The organism is Spirochaetota bacterium, assembly GCA_017999915.1.
GTDB lineage: Bacteria > Spirochaetota > UBA4802 > UBA4802 > UBA5550 > RBG-16-49-21.
The window spans coordinates 142,774-158,069 of the sequence record JAGNKX010000008.1; the positions used below are offsets into that span (position 1 = coordinate 142,774).

At 53.6% G+C, this 15,296-nt stretch carries 19 protein-coding genes; 10 read left to right on the top strand and 9 right to left on the bottom strand.

What is annotated here, in order from left to right; genetic code table 11:
• Positions 1-4 precede the first annotated feature (4 nt).
• The 7 genes from KA369_13125 to KA369_13155 all read right to left on the bottom strand — a co-directional run bounded on the left by KA369_13125 (position 5) and on the right by KA369_13155 (position 5,683).
• Positions 5-871: a 4Fe-4S binding protein gene (locus tag KA369_13125; protein ID MBP7736912.1), complete on the bottom strand. Its 867-nt coding sequence runs from the start codon at positions 869-871 to the stop codon at positions 5-7.
• Positions 871-1,731, bottom strand: coding sequence for an ATP-binding protein (locus tag KA369_13130; protein MBP7736913.1), 861 nt, complete (start codon positions 1,729-1,731; stop codon positions 871-873). The genes KA369_13125 and KA369_13130 overlap by 1 nt, the downstream gene beginning before the upstream one ends.
• Before the next feature lie 14 nt (positions 1,732-1,745).
• A complete protein-coding gene (locus KA369_13135) occupies positions 1,746-2,591 on the bottom strand; it encodes an MBL fold metallo-hydrolase (protein MBP7736914.1) in 846 nt (281 codons plus the stop codon).
• Between the two features lie 220 nt (positions 2,592-2,811).
• Positions 2,812-3,285, bottom strand: coding sequence for a hypothetical protein (locus tag KA369_13140; protein MBP7736915.1), 474 nt, complete (start codon positions 3,283-3,285; stop codon positions 2,812-2,814).
• A gap of 39 nt (positions 3,286-3,324) precedes the next feature.
• Positions 3,325-3,684, bottom strand: a complete 360-nt coding sequence (locus tag KA369_13145) for a NifB/NifX family molybdenum-iron cluster-binding protein (GenBank protein ID MBP7736916.1) — start codon at positions 3,682-3,684, stop codon at positions 3,325-3,327.
• Complete coding sequence (locus tag KA369_13150) at positions 3,681-4,106, bottom strand: hypothetical protein (GenBank protein ID MBP7736917.1); 426 nt, start codon at positions 4,104-4,106, stop codon at positions 3,681-3,683. The genes KA369_13145 and KA369_13150 overlap by 4 nt, the downstream gene beginning before the upstream one ends.
• A 263-nt stretch (positions 4,107-4,369) precedes the next feature.
• The gene (locus KA369_13155) at positions 4,370-5,683 is read right to left on the bottom strand and encodes a sigma 54-interacting transcriptional regulator (protein MBP7736918.1); all 1,314 of its coding nucleotides are present in this window, start codon (positions 5,681-5,683) and stop codon (positions 4,370-4,372) included.
• Between the two features lie 114 nt (positions 5,684-5,797).
• On the opposite strand from KA369_13155, the gene KA369_13160 reads away from it, so the two are divergent.
• The 4 genes from KA369_13160 (at position 5,798) to nifS (ending at position 8,854) form a co-directional block, all read left to right on the top strand.
• The gene (locus tag KA369_13160; GenBank protein ID MBP7736919.1) at positions 5,798-6,121 is read left to right on the top strand and encodes a DUF134 domain-containing protein; all 324 of its coding nucleotides are present in this window, start codon (positions 5,798-5,800) and stop codon (positions 6,119-6,121) included.
• Positions 6,118-6,480, top strand: coding sequence for a NifB/NifX family molybdenum-iron cluster-binding protein (locus tag KA369_13165; GenBank protein MBP7736920.1), 363 nt, complete (start codon positions 6,118-6,120; stop codon positions 6,478-6,480). Before KA369_13160 ends, KA369_13165 begins: the two co-directional genes overlap by 4 nt.
• A 307-nt stretch (positions 6,481-6,787) precedes the next feature.
• Positions 6,788-7,633 (top strand): Fe-S cluster assembly protein NifU, encoded by an 846-nt coding sequence (nifU, locus tag KA369_13170; protein ID MBP7736921.1) that lies wholly within the window; start codon positions 6,788-6,790, stop codon positions 7,631-7,633.
• 27 nt (positions 7,634-7,660) lie between these two features.
• Positions 7,661-8,854 carry a cysteine desulfurase NifS gene (nifS, locus tag KA369_13175; GenBank protein MBP7736922.1) on the top strand — a complete coding sequence of 398 codons (1,194 nt, stop codon included), beginning with the start codon at positions 7,661-7,663 and terminating at the stop codon, positions 8,852-8,854.
• Positions 8,855-8,904: 50 nt separating this feature from the next.
• Here the strand turns inward: nifS and KA369_13180 are convergent, their stop codons facing one another.
• Positions 8,905-9,663 carry a hypothetical protein gene (locus KA369_13180; protein ID MBP7736923.1) on the bottom strand — a complete coding sequence of 253 codons (759 nt, stop codon included), beginning with the start codon at positions 9,661-9,663 and terminating at the stop codon, positions 8,905-8,907.
• Positions 9,664-9,967: 304 nt separating this feature from the next.
• On the opposite strand from KA369_13180, the gene KA369_13185 reads away from it, so the two are divergent.
• The 6 genes from KA369_13185 (at position 9,968) to KA369_13210 (ending at position 14,795) form a co-directional block, all read left to right on the top strand.
• Positions 9,968-10,594 carry a YdcF family protein gene (locus tag KA369_13185; protein MBP7736924.1) on the top strand — a complete coding sequence of 209 codons (627 nt, stop codon included), beginning with the start codon at positions 9,968-9,970 and terminating at the stop codon, positions 10,592-10,594.
• Positions 10,595-10,627: 33 nt separating this feature from the next.
• Complete coding sequence (locus KA369_13190; GenBank protein MBP7736925.1) at positions 10,628-11,272, top strand: HAD family hydrolase; 645 nt, start codon at positions 10,628-10,630, stop codon at positions 11,270-11,272.
• A 578-nt stretch (positions 11,273-11,850) separates the two neighbouring features.
• On the top strand, positions 11,851-12,732 hold the full coding sequence (locus tag KA369_13195) for a DUF4349 domain-containing protein (protein MBP7736926.1): 882 nt from the start codon (positions 11,851-11,853) through the stop codon (positions 12,730-12,732).
• A gap of 114 nt (positions 12,733-12,846) precedes the next feature.
• Positions 12,847-13,017 carry a hypothetical protein gene (locus tag KA369_13200; GenBank protein MBP7736927.1) on the top strand — a complete coding sequence of 57 codons (171 nt, stop codon included), beginning with the start codon at positions 12,847-12,849 and terminating at the stop codon, positions 13,015-13,017.
• A gap of 102 nt (positions 13,018-13,119) precedes the next feature.
• Complete coding sequence (locus KA369_13205; GenBank protein MBP7736928.1) at positions 13,120-14,121, top strand: methyltransferase domain-containing protein; 1,002 nt, start codon at positions 13,120-13,122, stop codon at positions 14,119-14,121.
• A 26-nt stretch (positions 14,122-14,147) separates the two neighbouring features.
• Complete coding sequence (locus tag KA369_13210; GenBank protein MBP7736929.1) at positions 14,148-14,795, top strand: rhomboid family intramembrane serine protease; 648 nt, start codon at positions 14,148-14,150, stop codon at positions 14,793-14,795.
• Positions 14,796-14,846: 51 nt separating this feature from the next.
• On the opposite strand, the gene KA369_13215 is transcribed toward KA369_13210, so the two are convergent.
• Positions 14,847-15,221 (bottom strand): anti-sigma factor antagonist, encoded by a 375-nt coding sequence (locus KA369_13215; GenBank protein MBP7736930.1) that lies wholly within the window; start codon positions 15,219-15,221, stop codon positions 14,847-14,849.
• Positions 15,222-15,296 lie beyond the last annotated feature (75 nt).

Below are 15,296 nucleotides of genomic sequence, written 5' to 3' on the forward strand. Positions count from 1 at the left end.
GAATTTAATTATCCTGAATAAGTGACGAAATCCGATTCCATAATGATAGTATGGATTGGGCCGCCGCCCCGGCGGAGTGCTCCACCACGCTTTGGCCGGCGATCTGGGCGCGGCTAACGTCCGTGTCATAGGGTATCTCGCCCGCCACCGTGATGCCGTTGCGCGCGCAGAAGGTCTTTATTTCGGCGACCTTCTCCAGGTTGATGTCCGCCTTGTTCACGCATACCGCTGTCTTTATGTTGAAATGACGGGCCAGTTCATGGATTCTCTTCAGGTCATGGATGCCCGATACGGTCGGTTCGGTCACGACCAGGGCGACAGCGGCGCCCGACATCGTGGCGATGACCGGGCATCCGGTGCCCGGCGAGCCGTCGACGATGACAAGTTCGTATCCTTTTTCGCCGGCGATTTCCCGCGCCTTTTTCTTGATGAGGGTGACCAGCTTGCCCGAGTTCCCCTCGGCGATGCCGAGCTTCGCGTGGACGAGAGGGCCGTGGCGGGTATCGGACAGGAACCATTCCCCGGACACGTGATCGTTCATCGTGACTGCGCCGGCGGGGCAGAATCGGACGCAGACGCCGCATCCCTCGCAGGATATCGGGTCGACGGCGAAATCATCGCTGATCGCGTCAAAGCGGCAGTACCGGAGGCATTCCCCGCAGGCCGTGCAGGTCTTCCCGTTAATGACGGCCTTCTTTCCGCCTGCAAAGACCGTTGTCGATCGCACATCGGGTTTCAGCACCAGGTGCATGTCCGCGGCGTCCACATCGCAGTCGGCGATGACCTTGTTTCGCGCGAGGCACGCCAGCGAGGCCGCCACGCTCGTTTTACCCGTGCCACCCTTGCCGCTGATGATTACCAGTTCGCGTATCATGATCGCGCATGCTCCTTATGATTCCTGGTTAAGTGCAGGGTGATGTTCCTGAAATCCTCCGCGTGATTCGCCAGGAGATAGGAAACGCAGTCTCCCCGCGAGTAGTCCTCGGCGATTTTTCTCACATTGGGGATGCGCGCAATGATCTCTATCCCTTCGGCGGCGCAGTAATCGAAGACGCCCCTGTCTCCCATGTCGGACCTGTTGACAACCACGCCGAAGGGTGTGCCCAGCGCACGCACCGCGCCGACGGCGAGGATGAGATCGTTCAGCCCGAAGGGCGTCGGCTCGGTGACCAGCACGATGTAATCGCTCTCCTTCATCGCCTCGACCGCCGGGCAGGACGTGCCCGGCGGGGAGTCGATGATCCGTATCTCCGAGTCGGGATGGCACAGCTTCACCGCCCTGATGAGGGGCGGCGACATGGCCTCCCCGATGTTGAGCCTGCCGCCGGCGAATAGAATGCCGTCGCGGGACCCGGATTCAGTGACGCCGGTGGTCCTGTCGATTTCCGAGATCGCGCCTTCGGGGCAGACGTGATAACAACCGCCGCAGGAATGGCACATGTCGGCGAACAGCAGCGGTTTTCCCTTGACCAGGACTATGGCGCTGAAGGCGCATAGGCCCTCGCACTGGCCGCAGCCGCTGCAGAGGGCTTCATCGACAATGGGAACCGGGACGGCGAACTCCTCCGTCCCGGTTATCTCGGCTTTAAGGAAAAGATTGACGTTCGGCTCCTCGACGTCGCAGTCGAGAAGGGCGACCGTCACGCCGCTGCCGGCAAAGTGGGCGGCCAGGGACATGGCAATCGTTGTTTTTCCGGTCCCTCCTTTTCCGCTGGCGATGGCAATATTCATGATCACCGTGCCGATTAAAATTCAAAGGAGCTGCCGACCGAGGCGTTGGCGAACTCGTTCTTGAATTCAGCGGCGAACCGCGCCGCCATCTTGAGTCCCGTGCAGTGTGACACGGCTATTTTTTTGACCTGATACCGCCTCAGCGTGTCCATCGCCTTTGCCACGTACTCTTCAGGGGCGCTTTCAAGGTGGGTGCCGCCGATAACGGCGTGAAATTCCTTGTGGCCCGTCTTTTCGGAAAGATCGTCCAGTATCTCCACGATGCCCGCGTGGGCGCACCCGAGAAGCACCACCGGTCCGGACTCAGTATCGATAATAAGCGAGAGATCGTCCGTGAAGGGATCATCGACGATCGCGCCGTTGATCTTCTGCTTGAGGCGGACGTCCCATGTTTTCCAGTCCGCCGGGCGCTTCACGTCTGAAAGCGCCGATATATTATCATTTATCTTCGTGAAGCCCTTGATAATATTGAATTGGGCGCCAGCTTTTTCATAATCTTCCCGCGAGGCGCGCATCCCGATGGGCAGCTCGATGGTGTTCTGCGGAAGGGGCACGACCGCCTTCTTGTCGTTGAAGGCGTCGGGGTGAAGGTACACCTGGGTCTTTTCCTTCCTGTTCTGGAGCACGGCAAGGAGGCCGCCGGTATGGTCGAAGTGGCCGTGGCTCAACACGACGCGGCCGATGGCGTCGAATTGCTTTCCCATTTTCTGCATGTTGTTCACGATCCCGAATCCCTGGCCCGTGTCAAAAAGGGTGGTGTCCCCCGATTCGATCAGGCAGGAAAAACCATGCTCGCCGATGAGGGGCGGGGCCGGAACTACAACGCTGTTCTCGCACAATACGGTAATCTTTGTTTTCATGTCGCATCCTTGAAATGAATTTTTAATACGATAAGCGCTCCCCGGCTCTAATTGTTCTCCGCCGGGGAGCGCCATTCTCTATGAAAGAAGGCATGTCGTGAAGCGTCTCTATCGGCGCCGATCTCGCTTAATCTTCTTCCCGGGGGACCCGTTCTCCGTCCCCGTGGCGTTCTTCCTATCGCCATGACTGTTTTTATCAATCACAAATTTTATAAAACCGTCATCCATAGACCCTCAATTTTCTGAATATCGCCATGCGTCTGTGGCAGAGGCTCTCGATCTCCCGCAGAGAGGCGTCCATCATCGAGAACCGGTCGCTTATGTGCAGGTCGGTCTCCATGCAGGTCAGTGATTCAATGGCGCTGACGCACTCCTGGATGATCTGTTCCAGCCTGCCGTCGATTTCTTTAAGCGCCGACAGGTCTTCGGGAGATATGGGATCGAACTTGTATTCAACGCCCGGCTCGAAATGACTCATCTCTTTTCGTATGCGGTCCATCCGCGACCGTACCGCCAGTATCCTGGACATCAGCTTTTCCATTCCCTTGTCCCGCGCCTTGACGAGACAGGTTTCATTCTTCCTGATGATCCTGTCGAATAGCTCGACCATCCTTGTCCGAATCATCTGGTCGCCTTTCCCAAGAGGATAGGCATTGTAGCCGTTAAATTGATTATAAACCGTTGATTCGTTCATCTGCGCCTCCCTTGATGAGCACAAGATTTGAAACGATGCTTACCAGTGGCCCTCGACGTTCGCCGCCGCTGTTTTTTCCAGTGAGCCGGAACGATACGCCTCGATCGCTTCGCCCACCGTGCCTCCATTCTTGAGAAATATTTCGATGCCCGCCGCGGTCAGGGCGGCATGGGCCTTGGGGCCGACGTTGCCGGTGATGAGGACCCCCGCTCCCGAGTCAGTGACCGTTTTGGCGGACTGGATCCCGGCGCCCTGGGCCGCGTCCAGGTTCTTCACATTGTTCATATATTCATGGGAATCGGTCTCCATGTCGTATATGATGAATCCCGCGGCGCGGCCGAACCGTTCGTCCATTGCCGCGTCAAGGTCTTTGCCTGATGCCGGTATGGCTAGTTTCATTGATTATCCTCTCTTCCTGTTTTATTCTTGTTCACGGCGGATTTCCTTCCGCATTTTCCGAACCGCTGTCCCGGGCGCCCAGAGCATCTGCCTGGTCCCGGACAATATGAGCTCAGCGTATCTGTTAGATAATGCTCGATTATTTCCTCCACAGGGCCGTAGATCATCGGAAGCAGGCGCATCCCTTTTTCATTTATGATATGCGCCACGCATCCGCTCACCGCTCCGCAAATGATGGTGTCCACGCCGATTTCCTTGAGCTTTTCCACGCGCCGGGTCTCACACTCCGTGTTCAGGGAAATATCCATCTTCTGCTTGATGTGGCCGTCCACTGTCTCAAATATTGCATATCTGCTGGAAACATCCAGGAGTGGAGACACTCGATTTTGAAACACCGGAACCGCTATCAACTCGCTTTTCATATCATTATATAATTGCAACTATCATGCCAAATAATGACAATGTGTCGTTAAATAATATAAAAGAAGGGGTGCTCTCGTTATTATGCGGGTTATAGGGTATTCTAATGTTTATTTTCTATAATTCGGATGGATTTGAAGGCAGGTAATTAAAACAATTTCAAATAATGAGCTGAGCATTAATCCATATGTTCGACTAAAATGCATACTTGTATTGCATAATGAAATTAATAGTCAAAGCGTGTATTGCAATATGCAATCTCCCACTAATCATGTGAAATCTTATGATTCTTCATTTTTCTCCAGAGGGTGGTTGTGTCAATGCCAAGGTCTCGTGCGGTGTTTTTCCTGTTCCATGAATTTTTTTCGAGCGCTTTCAATATATAAACGCGCTCCATATCGTCTAGGGTCATGGCGTCATGAAAGGGCGTGTCGATGTTTTTAAAATGACCGGGCAGGTGCGCTTTCTGAATATAGGGCTCGCGGCAGAGAACAAAGGCATGCTCGATGATATTCTCAAGCTCGCGGATATTGCCCGGATAATCATGGTCCATCAGAATGTTCATGACCTCGTCGCTGACCCCCTCGATATCTTTGCCCTTGAGTATGTTGAATTTGTGGATGAAATGCCTGATCAGGAACGGTATGTCCTCTTTCCGCTCGCTCAACGCCGGGAGAGGGATGTTGATGACGTTGATGCGGTAATAGAGGTCCTCCCTGAAGCCGCCGCTCCGGATTTCTTCAGAAAGATTTTTATTTGTCGCCGCGATGATGCGAACGTCCGCTTTGACCGTCGCGACGCCCCCCAGCGGTTCGTATTCGCGCTCCTGTAAAAAGCGGAGCAGTTTCACCTGTATTGCCGGCGATATCTCGCCGATCTCGTCCAGGAAGAGGGTGCCTCCCTCGGCAAGGGCTATTTTGCCCGGCTTGTCCTTCTTCGCGTCGGTGAAGGCGCCGGCCTTGTAGCCGAAGAGCTCCGATTCGAGGAGGTTGTCGGGGACCGCGGCGCAGTTGATGACGACAAGGGGTTTTGCCTTCCTGTTGCTGAGGGAATGAACGGCCCGGGCTATAAGCTCTTTGCCGGTGCCGCTGGCCCCTTCAATAAGGACGGAGGTGTCGCTGATGGCGATGTCGGGGAGGATCCCGAAGAGGTCGCGCATGGCCTTGCTCTTGCTCACGATGTCTTCGAAGGTGTAGCTCGATTCGATCTCCTTCCGGAGCGTCTCGATGGCCGTGATGTCGCGAAACGTTTCGACGCCGCCGATGATTGCCCCCTTGCCGTTTTTGAGCAGGGCCGTGCTTACGCTGATGGGGACTTTCTCGCCGCTGGAATTGACGATATAGATGGTCTTATTGATGATATTATTGCCTGTGCTTAATGTCTCTTTCAATGCGCAGGAATGCTCGCAGATATTGGCGTGAAAGACTTCGTAGCAGAGCCTTCCGAGGGCATCTTTTTCTTCTATGCCCAGGATTTTCTCTGCTGCCCGGTTCATGGAGGTGATGTGAAAATCCATGTCTACGGTGAAAACCCCGTCGGCAATACTGTTCAGGATAATATTTTTGTCTTCGCTTTCCATGGTTAATTTAAATATACCAATATCTTCAGGTGAAAAATATTACTATTTTTCTGATTATACCACTTGACACGATTTGGGCATATGCCCAAAATGTCAACAACAAAGCGGTTTATTATGGCACGATCGAAATGCTGCAGACAGGTGGGCTCTGTGCCCGATACAAACTACTTCAAGCCGAGGGGGATTCCCGCCACAATGCTTGAGGAGGTGGTACTGACCCTGGATGAGTTTGAGGCTGTTCGTCTCGCCGACCTTGAGGGCCTGTATCAGGAAGACGGCGCCAGGAAAATGAACATATCGCGTCAGACCTTCGGCAGGATTATTGATTCGGCCCATAAAAAGATCGCCGATGTGCTTATAAACGGCAAAGCCTTAAAAATTGAAGGCGGCGAAGTCGCCATTAATGATGGCAATAAAGAACAAGGAGAAATCATATGAAAATTGCATTACCGTCGATACAGAACCAGGTAGACGCTCATTTCGGCCACTGTGAATATTTCACCGTATTCACCACGGATGAAAAAAATCAGATCATAAAAGAAGAAAAGGTCATGTCGCCTGCCGGGTGCGGGTGCAAGTCCAATATTGTTCACACCCTGTCGCAGATGGGCGTCACCATGATGCTTGCCGGAAACATGGGAGAGGGCGCCGTTAATGTCCTCAACAGCCAGGGCATCAAGGTGCTCAGGGGTTGCGCCGGTGACGTGAAAACCGTTACCGAGGAGTGGCTTGCCGGGACCCTGAGGGATTCAGGCATTTCCTGCCATGCCCATGAGCACGGGTGCCATGAGAGCTGATCGTAAAATATTATGCGACAAAATACCCCGCAGCTTGCCGCGGGGTATTTTATGAAAACCGCGCGCCCCATGACGCTATAGTCATGGTCATCCCGAACATAAGCGATTAGACCGGTACAATCCCGGCCGAAGATCTATTTTCACCTCATTGAGATGTCAGAAAATCCACTGAAAAAGAAATATTAATTCGACATTTTAAGTATTTTAGAGTATATTAATATAACTGGATTTGTGATATTTGAATTATCTATTTGACAGGTTATTTATATGGTGGCAGATTGTTCAGCTAATTCGCAGGAGGATTCATATGTGGGACTATACTGATAAAGTAAAAGAATTATACACGAACCCGAAAAATGTGGGCAAGTTAGACAATGCCAACGCCGTTGCCGAAGTCGGCAGCATTGTCTGCGGCGACGCCCTTAAATTATACCTATCAATCGACGAGAACCATATCATACGGGACGCCAAGTTCGAGACCTTCGGCTGCGGCAGCGCCATCGCCTCATCGTCGGCCCTGACCGAAATGATAATCGGCAAAACCGTTGAAGAGGCGCAGAAGATCACCAACAAGGATATTGCCGACTTCCTGGGCGGTCTTCCGGACGAGAAGATGCACTGCTCCGTCATGGGAAACGAGGCGCTGGAAAAGGCCCTGGCCAACTGGCGCGGCGAAAAGATAACCGACCACGTCGATACCGAAGGCGAGATCATCTGCCACTGCTTCGGCGTGACCGAAAACCTGATCAGGCATGTCATCCGGGAAAACAATCTCAAGACCGTCGAGGACGTCACCAACTATACCAAGGCGGGAGGCGCCTGCGGCACGTGCATTCCGAAGATAGAGGATATCCTCCATGAAATGGCCGGCGAGGTCCATGAGGCTGAGACCGCGAAGGCGGCGAAGAAGCCCCTGACGAACATCAAGCGCATGCAGCTGGTGGAGGAAACCATCGCCAACGTCATCAGGCCGATGCTCCAGAAGGACGGCGGCGATATCGAGCTTATAGACATCGACAACAAGAACGTCCATGTGGGGCTGCGGGGACACTGCGTGAACTGCATGGTCTCCGACGTGACCCTGAAGAACCTGGTGGAGGCAAAGCTCCGCGAGTTCGTTGAAGAGGACATCGTTGTCCATGAAGTGAAATAATCCGCGTATCCGACGGGGGGTGATGAAATGGAGCGTACCGTATATCTCGATAACAATGCCACGACGATGATAGCGCCCGAGGTCCTGGACGCGATGATGCCGTTCCTGAAAGACCGGTACGGCAATCCCTCGAGCATGCACGGCTTCGGGGGCTCCGTCGCCCGGGAAGTGTCCCAGGCGCGGATGAACGTGGCGAAGTTCATCGGCGCGGACAACGATTACGAGATCGTCTTCACCGGCACCGGCACCGAAAGCGATAACATGGCCGTCCTGGGCGTCCTGGCCTATTACCGCGACAGGCGTCATATCATCACGTCGCGGGTCGAGCACCCGGCAATCCTGTCGCTTTACAAAAAGCTCGAGAAGGATGGATACCGCGTCACCTATATCCCGGTGGACAATGCCGGGAATTTGGACATGAACATTCTTCGTCATTCCGTAGACGATGATACGGCGATTGTTTCCATCATGTACGCAAACAATGAGACGGGCGTAATCTTCCCTGTGGAGGAGATCGGATCGTTTCTGAAAGAGCGGGGCGTTCCTTTTCACGTCGACGCGGTCCAGGCCGCGGGGAAGATTCCCATCGAAGTGAACAAGATCCAGTGCGACCTTCTCACCATCTCCGGACACAAGTTCCACGCTCCCAAGGGGGTCGGCGCGCTCTACGTGCGGCGCGGCACGAGGATGCGGCCCATTCTGTACGGCGGCCACCAGGAAAAGGGGAGGCGCCCCGGGACTGAAAACGTTCCCGGCATTATCGGCATCGGAACGGCGGCTGACCTGGCGATGAAACATCTACCTGATTATTCGACAAAGGTGAAAGCGCTCCGGGACAGGCTCGAGAAAGGCCTCCTGGATACCTTTAAAAACGCGAGCTTAAACGGCGATCCGGGCCGGCGCGTTCCCAATACAACAAACGTCGGCTTCGGCTACATCGAGGGCGAAGCGATCCTCCTCTACCTTGACCAGAAAGGAATAGCGGCGTCGTCCGGTTCAGCCTGCTCGTCTGGCTCCCTTGAGCCGTCCCATGTCCTCAGGGCCATGGGGGTCCCCTTTACCTCGGCCCACGGTTCCATCAGGTTCAGCCTGAGCCGTTATACGACCGCTGACGAGGTCGACCACGTGCTTAAGGTCATGCCTGAGTTGGTCAATCGGCTCCTCGACATATCGCCCTACTGGGACAGCGACAAGCAGGAGCCGAAGCCCATTAATTTATAATATGTATTTGCTGTGGCTGAATCATGGCGTATCGATTCCGCTCTGCATTATCAGCCCGCCTGTTTATCAGTGAGACTTTGTTCAAACCTATACAGGATTGAAAAGTCCAGAAAGGCTTCATAGCCATGGCTGAAGACGAGCTTGTTATTATCAAAAAGTCCCCCTTGCCGGAAGGACATGCCGCCGGCAGTGGCGCCGTAACGTAAACCGCCGCTTACGGAGAGTGTTACAGGTTTTTTGAAGTTTACATTCAATCCCGCAACGATACCCAGGTCAAGTCCGGCCACGTTGTATTTTGCTTTCCCGTACAGGTATGACATAAGCGGTCCCGGCAAAGATTGACAGAGAACATATGAATCGAGTAATTTATTATTATCAAAAAAATTATAGCCGGCTCTCCCGAATATATAGCGGATACCCACCTGCGGGCCGAGCCAGAACTGGTAGTAATCGTTGTGCGATAGGACAAAGCAGAAAGTGTTGATGAAGCCGAATCGATACAAATTCTGGCGGGAATCTTTCACAATTGAATAACGCTCCATCGTGATGTTGTACCGGTGTATATAGGTCCCATCCGGCCTTTCGTCATCGATGACCAGCCCGCCGCCTATGGATGGCATGTAGCCATAGTCCTTGTGAATATTCGAATAAGGCTTCGAGTGAACCCTGTGAATCGGTATCTCATTGTAGAGCGCCGATTCGCCTGTTGCGGCGTTAAATGATGCGCCGACGCTCAATGCCATGGCCGGAATCGTGCCGAATACCGCCAGTATCATCGCCGGCAGCAATAATAGTATTTTTATGGACATAGGAACCCCCTTGATGTAATATCATTTTTTTCATAAAGCGCTCCTCTGTTTGCTTGGATGAGCGGAATCGCGACTATATATTTTTACGTCGCTAATAATCTATTTGTTCATGGGGTTCCTTTATTGTTACAGATATCCTGTTCTTTTACAAGTGTTTTTTTGTTATGCGATCCTATTTTGATTAATGATGAAAAATTTACTTGTCACTGCGCATTAATGGACATACACTGAAATAGTACGATTGGACCTGCTGTAAATCCGTCATTTCGACGGATCGCGGTATGTCTAGCGTTCAGAGATTATCATGAATTTTACCATGCGATCGTATAAAACTATAATATTCCTCATCATCGCGGGCCTGTGCGTGGGCGCCGGAATATACAGGGCAGCTGGTTTTATCTCCTACGGAAAAAGCGCCAGGCCCGTTAAAGCCGATGCCGCCATCGTCCTCGGCGCGGCATCTTATGGAGATAAACCATCGCCGGTGTTCCGGGAGCGCATCAACCACGCCATATGGCTTTACCGCAGGGGCTTCGTGAAGAAAATCATCTTCACCGGAGCCAGGGACAGCCGCAACGAGCCGGCTGCATCAGCGGTCGCATCACGGTACGCCGCGGGCCGCGGCGTGGCCACCGGGGACATCCTCTGTGAAGACCGCTCAACGACCACGCAGGAAAACCTGTTTGGCGCGCGGCAGCTGGCCGAGAAGAACGGCCTGACGAATTTCCTGATCGTCAGCGACCCGCTGCACATGAAGCGCTCCATGATGCTGGCGGAAAGCCTCGGCATGGCTGTCCATCCCGCGCCGACTCCGACTACGCGCTATCGCGGTATCGGCAGCAGGCTGGCCTTTTTGGCGCGGGAGGTCTATTATTACGAGACCTACCTGCTGTACAGACAGGCGGAACGCCTGTCTCCCGACAAGCTGTAAAGATCAAAATTCGCTGGAGATTGTGAACCTGCCATGTATATCGCTTTTTTCGACCTGGACCATACCATACTGAGCACGTCAAGCGGACGCGTTATGTTCAAGGGCTCCTACGAGCACGGCATTATCGGGAAAAAGGAGGTGCGGCGCGGGATCCTGATCAATATTCTCTATCGTCTTGGCATCATCAGCCCCCACGACGCGGTCTCACGCTGGATGAAATGGTATGCGGGCATAAGCGTGGAAACGATCGCTCCCATCGCTGCCGAGTGGATCCATGAGCTTAAGGGGATGGTGCGGGAAGGCGCGCGGAAGGAGATCGACAGGCACCGCGAGAAGGGGGGGCGCACCGTGATCCTCTCGGCTTCGCCCACTTTTATCTGCGAAGAAATGAGAAAGCACCTCGCCATGGATGACATCCTCTGCACCGAGCTGGAGGTCGTCGACGGGTTGCTCACCGGGAACCTCAAGGGTAACTATTGTCATGGCCCGTGCAAGCTTGACCGGGCCATCCAGTATTGCAGTGATTATGGATTTGATCTGAAAGAAGCCTATTACTATGCTGATTCATTTGCCGATCTGCCGGTACTGGAAGCGGTGGGCAATCCCGTGTGCGTCACACCCGACGGGAAACTGGAGCGCGTGGCGCGCCGGAGGGGTTGGAGGATTGCCCGCTGGTAACTACATCGGTTCCCGGCTCTTCCCGAAAAAGTAATTGCCACTGCGGCATAAGAAAGGTACACTATAACCATGAGGCTTATCAAACTCTATATTGTCCCGGCGGCTGTAACCGGCGCGCTGATCCTTCTCTTTATATTGGATTTTAGTCACACACCCTGCAGTGCCGAATATAAAGAAAATACGCGATGCGCCGATATCGAAAAGCGCTATGATTCCGTCCTTTCAGCCGCCACCGGCGCATGCCGCGCTGATGCTGATTGCGGATGCTATCATTCCGTCTCAAAGAAATCAAAATGCGGCGGCATAACGGATAAAAAATCAGCTGCACGTCTCCAGGACCTTTCACGAAAATTCATTGATGCCGATTGTGAATCCCATTGGGAATGCGCCCCCTGGGTTTGTAATCCAGTCTGCAATCACGGCCGTTGCCGCAATGGGCCCCGCATGCGCAGATAATCCAGTGCCTGGTTTTTCCGGCATGTGCGGCAATGGGTTTTTTCGAGAACCGTATACCGGTTTACCGAGTCATATACCAGTAGGAGGAGATTGTCATGGGCATTGCACGGATTTGCACACTAATGGTAATCAGCACACTGGTCTTTTTCCCATCATTATCATGTAAAAAAGCTGAATCGCCCCAGGAGCCCGGAGCGCCGCCGGCGGCCTCCGAGGAGAAGAGCGCCGCCACGGGACTGCCCGCGACCGTGGCCGATAAAGAAGCTGACGAACAGAAGCGCGGAGCCGCGCCCGGAAAAAAGGATGAGGGCAGGGAAGGCATCATCGGGCATTTTCTCGAACCGATGGAGTTCGCCAAAGAGCGACTCCTGGAGTACCGGATAGACCTCACCTATGAGAGCGGCGATCTGCAGAAGTCCCGCCATGAGCTGCTGGCCATTGTGGCGAAGTACGGCTTCATCAAGGACGCGAATACGTCCCTTCAGGATCAGCCCCCGGAAGTCATTTCCGATGTGGTCGTAAAATCGGATAAAATCTATGAGGCCCTTCGGGACCTTGACCGGGTGGGGACCCTCGTATCAGAACGGATCAATGTGACCGACCATACGGAGGAGATGGTTCTTCAAGAGAGGACCGTGAAACGGGAACAGCTCAGGGTGGCTCGGAAGAACACGGCTGCCGGGCAGGTGGCGCCGGCGGTTAAAAGCTGGAGCGAGATCGACAGCTCCCTCACCCAGAGCGAGGACAAGCTGGACGCTGCGGAACACGGGAAATGGAAGATCCGCGACAAGGTCGCCTGGGCGTGGATCCATGTGAACCTCAAGGGGCCTGACCGGATCAATGTGCCGAATTATTTCAATGCCGTCGTCGGTATGATAAATTTCCTGCTCAAACTTCTCTGGGTTGTCATTTACCTCATCCCCTTTGCGGCCGTTGCGGCTTTGATCATCTGGAAGCGACAGGCCATTGCGGGTGTATTCAGGAGAAAGAAGAAAGACGCATAGAACCGGCCGGCACCGTCCGGTATTTCAACGCGACGGCGCCGGCATAAATGAGTTATAATTATTGTCAATCCATCCGATTAATTAATCGGACCCTCACGGAAGAGGAGGATTGCCATGTTGAGGAAAAATACCGTAATACACATCATGGACGCCTGCGATAAGATTCTTTTCAGCAGGGATGACGCCAGCGACATATATTTCATCCTGGAGCATTGTTCCGAAGAGCAGGTGAACCGGTGCTACCAGGCCTATCTGACGGAAATCGTCCGGCAGTGCAGAATGTAAGCATAGTGTCCCGCCGTAAAGCCCTACACGTGAATCAATAAAAGTATTGCATAATTATACGATATGGATATTCTGTGATATTATCCCATGAGGAAAGCCGCCATGCCCGAAGAACATGATAGACCCGCCATCTCCGGCCCCGACCAGATCATAGAAATGGCATCAGCCTTCCAGAAGAGCAGGATCATTCTCACTGCCTTCGAGCTTGACGTGTTTACCGTGATCGAGGGAGGCCGCGCCACATCCGGAGAAGTGGCCTCCCTGTTGCATGCCGATGAAAGGGCCGTGGATCGTCTCCTCAACGCGCTCTGCGCCCTGGGGTTTCTCCTCAAGGAAAAGGGGCGGTTCGCAAACACCCCTCTGTCGCGGCGCTACCTGGTCAAGGGCTCGGAGGAGTACCTCTCGCGCATCGGCCATACGCTGAACGTGTACCGCACCTGGGGCACCCTGACCGAAGCCGTAAAAAAAGGGACTTCGGTCACCAGGAGGGAATATGACCAGTTTTCCCTGGTTAATTTTATCGAGGCGATGCACTTCCGCGCCAGGAAGAGCGCGGACCGCCTCATATCGCACATTGATTTGACGGGCATCGAGAGGGTCCTTGACGTGGGCGGCGGCTCCGGCGTCTATTCCATGGCCTTTGCCGCGGCAAAGCCGGGCCTGCGCTCCGTTGTGTTCGACCTGCCCAAGGTAACGGAACTTACGAGAAAGTACGTCGACGCGGCGGGTCTCTCGGACCGCATATCCACGATGGACGGCGATTACAACTCCGATGATTTCGGAACGGGATACGACCTGGTCTTCATGTCGGCCATCGTGCATATCAACTCCTATGATGAGAATGCGGCCCTTGTGGCGAAGGCCTTTCGTTCCCTGAATCCCGGCGGCGCCATCGTCATCCAGGATCACCTTATGGAGGACGACCGCACCGCGCCGGCGCGGGGTGCGCTGTTTGCCCTCAACATGCTGGTGAACACGCAGAAGGGGGACACATATACTGAACATGAAATGAGGCAGTGGCTTGAAGCGGCCGGGTGCGTCGCCATCCAGCGAATACCGACGGGCATGGAGAATGACCTGATGATCGGTAAAAAACCGCAGTGAGATGATGCCGGGAAGAGAGGGTGCCGATGAACCATCCATTTGTCACATACGCCATCATTGCCTGTACCGTCATCGTGTCGGTTATCGGCTTCGGGAACAGGACCCTCTTCGACAAGAACCTTTTTTCAGTGCGTGCAATTATCGCCGATAGGGAGATATACCGACTTGTCACCTCGCAATTCTTTCATGCGAACTGGGCCCATCTACTCATTAATATGATATCCTTATATTCATTCGGGAATTTGGTGGAGCGGTATTTCGGCCATGGTCTTGTCGCGGCATTGTACGCTGCCGGCGCCCTGGGAGGCGATCTCCTTGCCCTGGCCATTAAAAGGAAAAACATGCATTATACGGCCATAGGCGCCTCGGGCGCCGTGTGCGCAGTCATTTTTTCGTCAATTTTTCTTCTCCCCGGCGGGAGTATCTACATCCTCCCGGTGCCGGTGCCCCTTCCTTCCTGGGTTTACGCTGTGCTGTTCATGGTAATATCGCTGTACGGCATCGGAAGGGGCGGATCGCTCATTGGACATGACGCCCACATCGGCGGGGCCCTGGCAGGTATCCTCGGGGCGTATCTGTACAGCCCTTCGGTGGTGTTGCAGAATTATGTTCTCCTGATCACCCTGACGGTGCCGGTCATTGTGCTGCTCGTGTACTATATCAGGAGAGCCTGAACGCCGGTTCCCTTGCCGCCCAAGGCAGAGACCGGAACCGGCGGAATGCGATCATGCGATTTTATCAGCCCGCGTTTTTTTCCCTCCGCCGCACTGAAGGATGGCTTCTTCTTCCGTCTTGTATAACGTCAGCATGTCCTTGATGTTTATTATCTTCAGGAATATGTTCACCGCATTGTTGTTTTTATTGCACAGAAGAAGCCGGCGGCCGCTGAGATTGAGGAAACGCCTCAATGATATGAATATGCGCAATCCAGAGCTGCTCAGGTAATCAAGCCCTTCCAGAACGATGATCATGTGGTTATCCCTGGTCGATTCAGCGATTTCGAAGAGGTCTTTCTCCACTTGTTCGGCTTCGAAAAGATCAAGCCGCCCATGAAGGTTGACTACCGTGGCGTTGCCGATGTTTTTTGTTCTCAGTATCATGATATCCCCCATGTCCTGATTGTATATATCTATTTCGACATTTTCAGGAATTAATCATAAAAATTATTTTGTCAA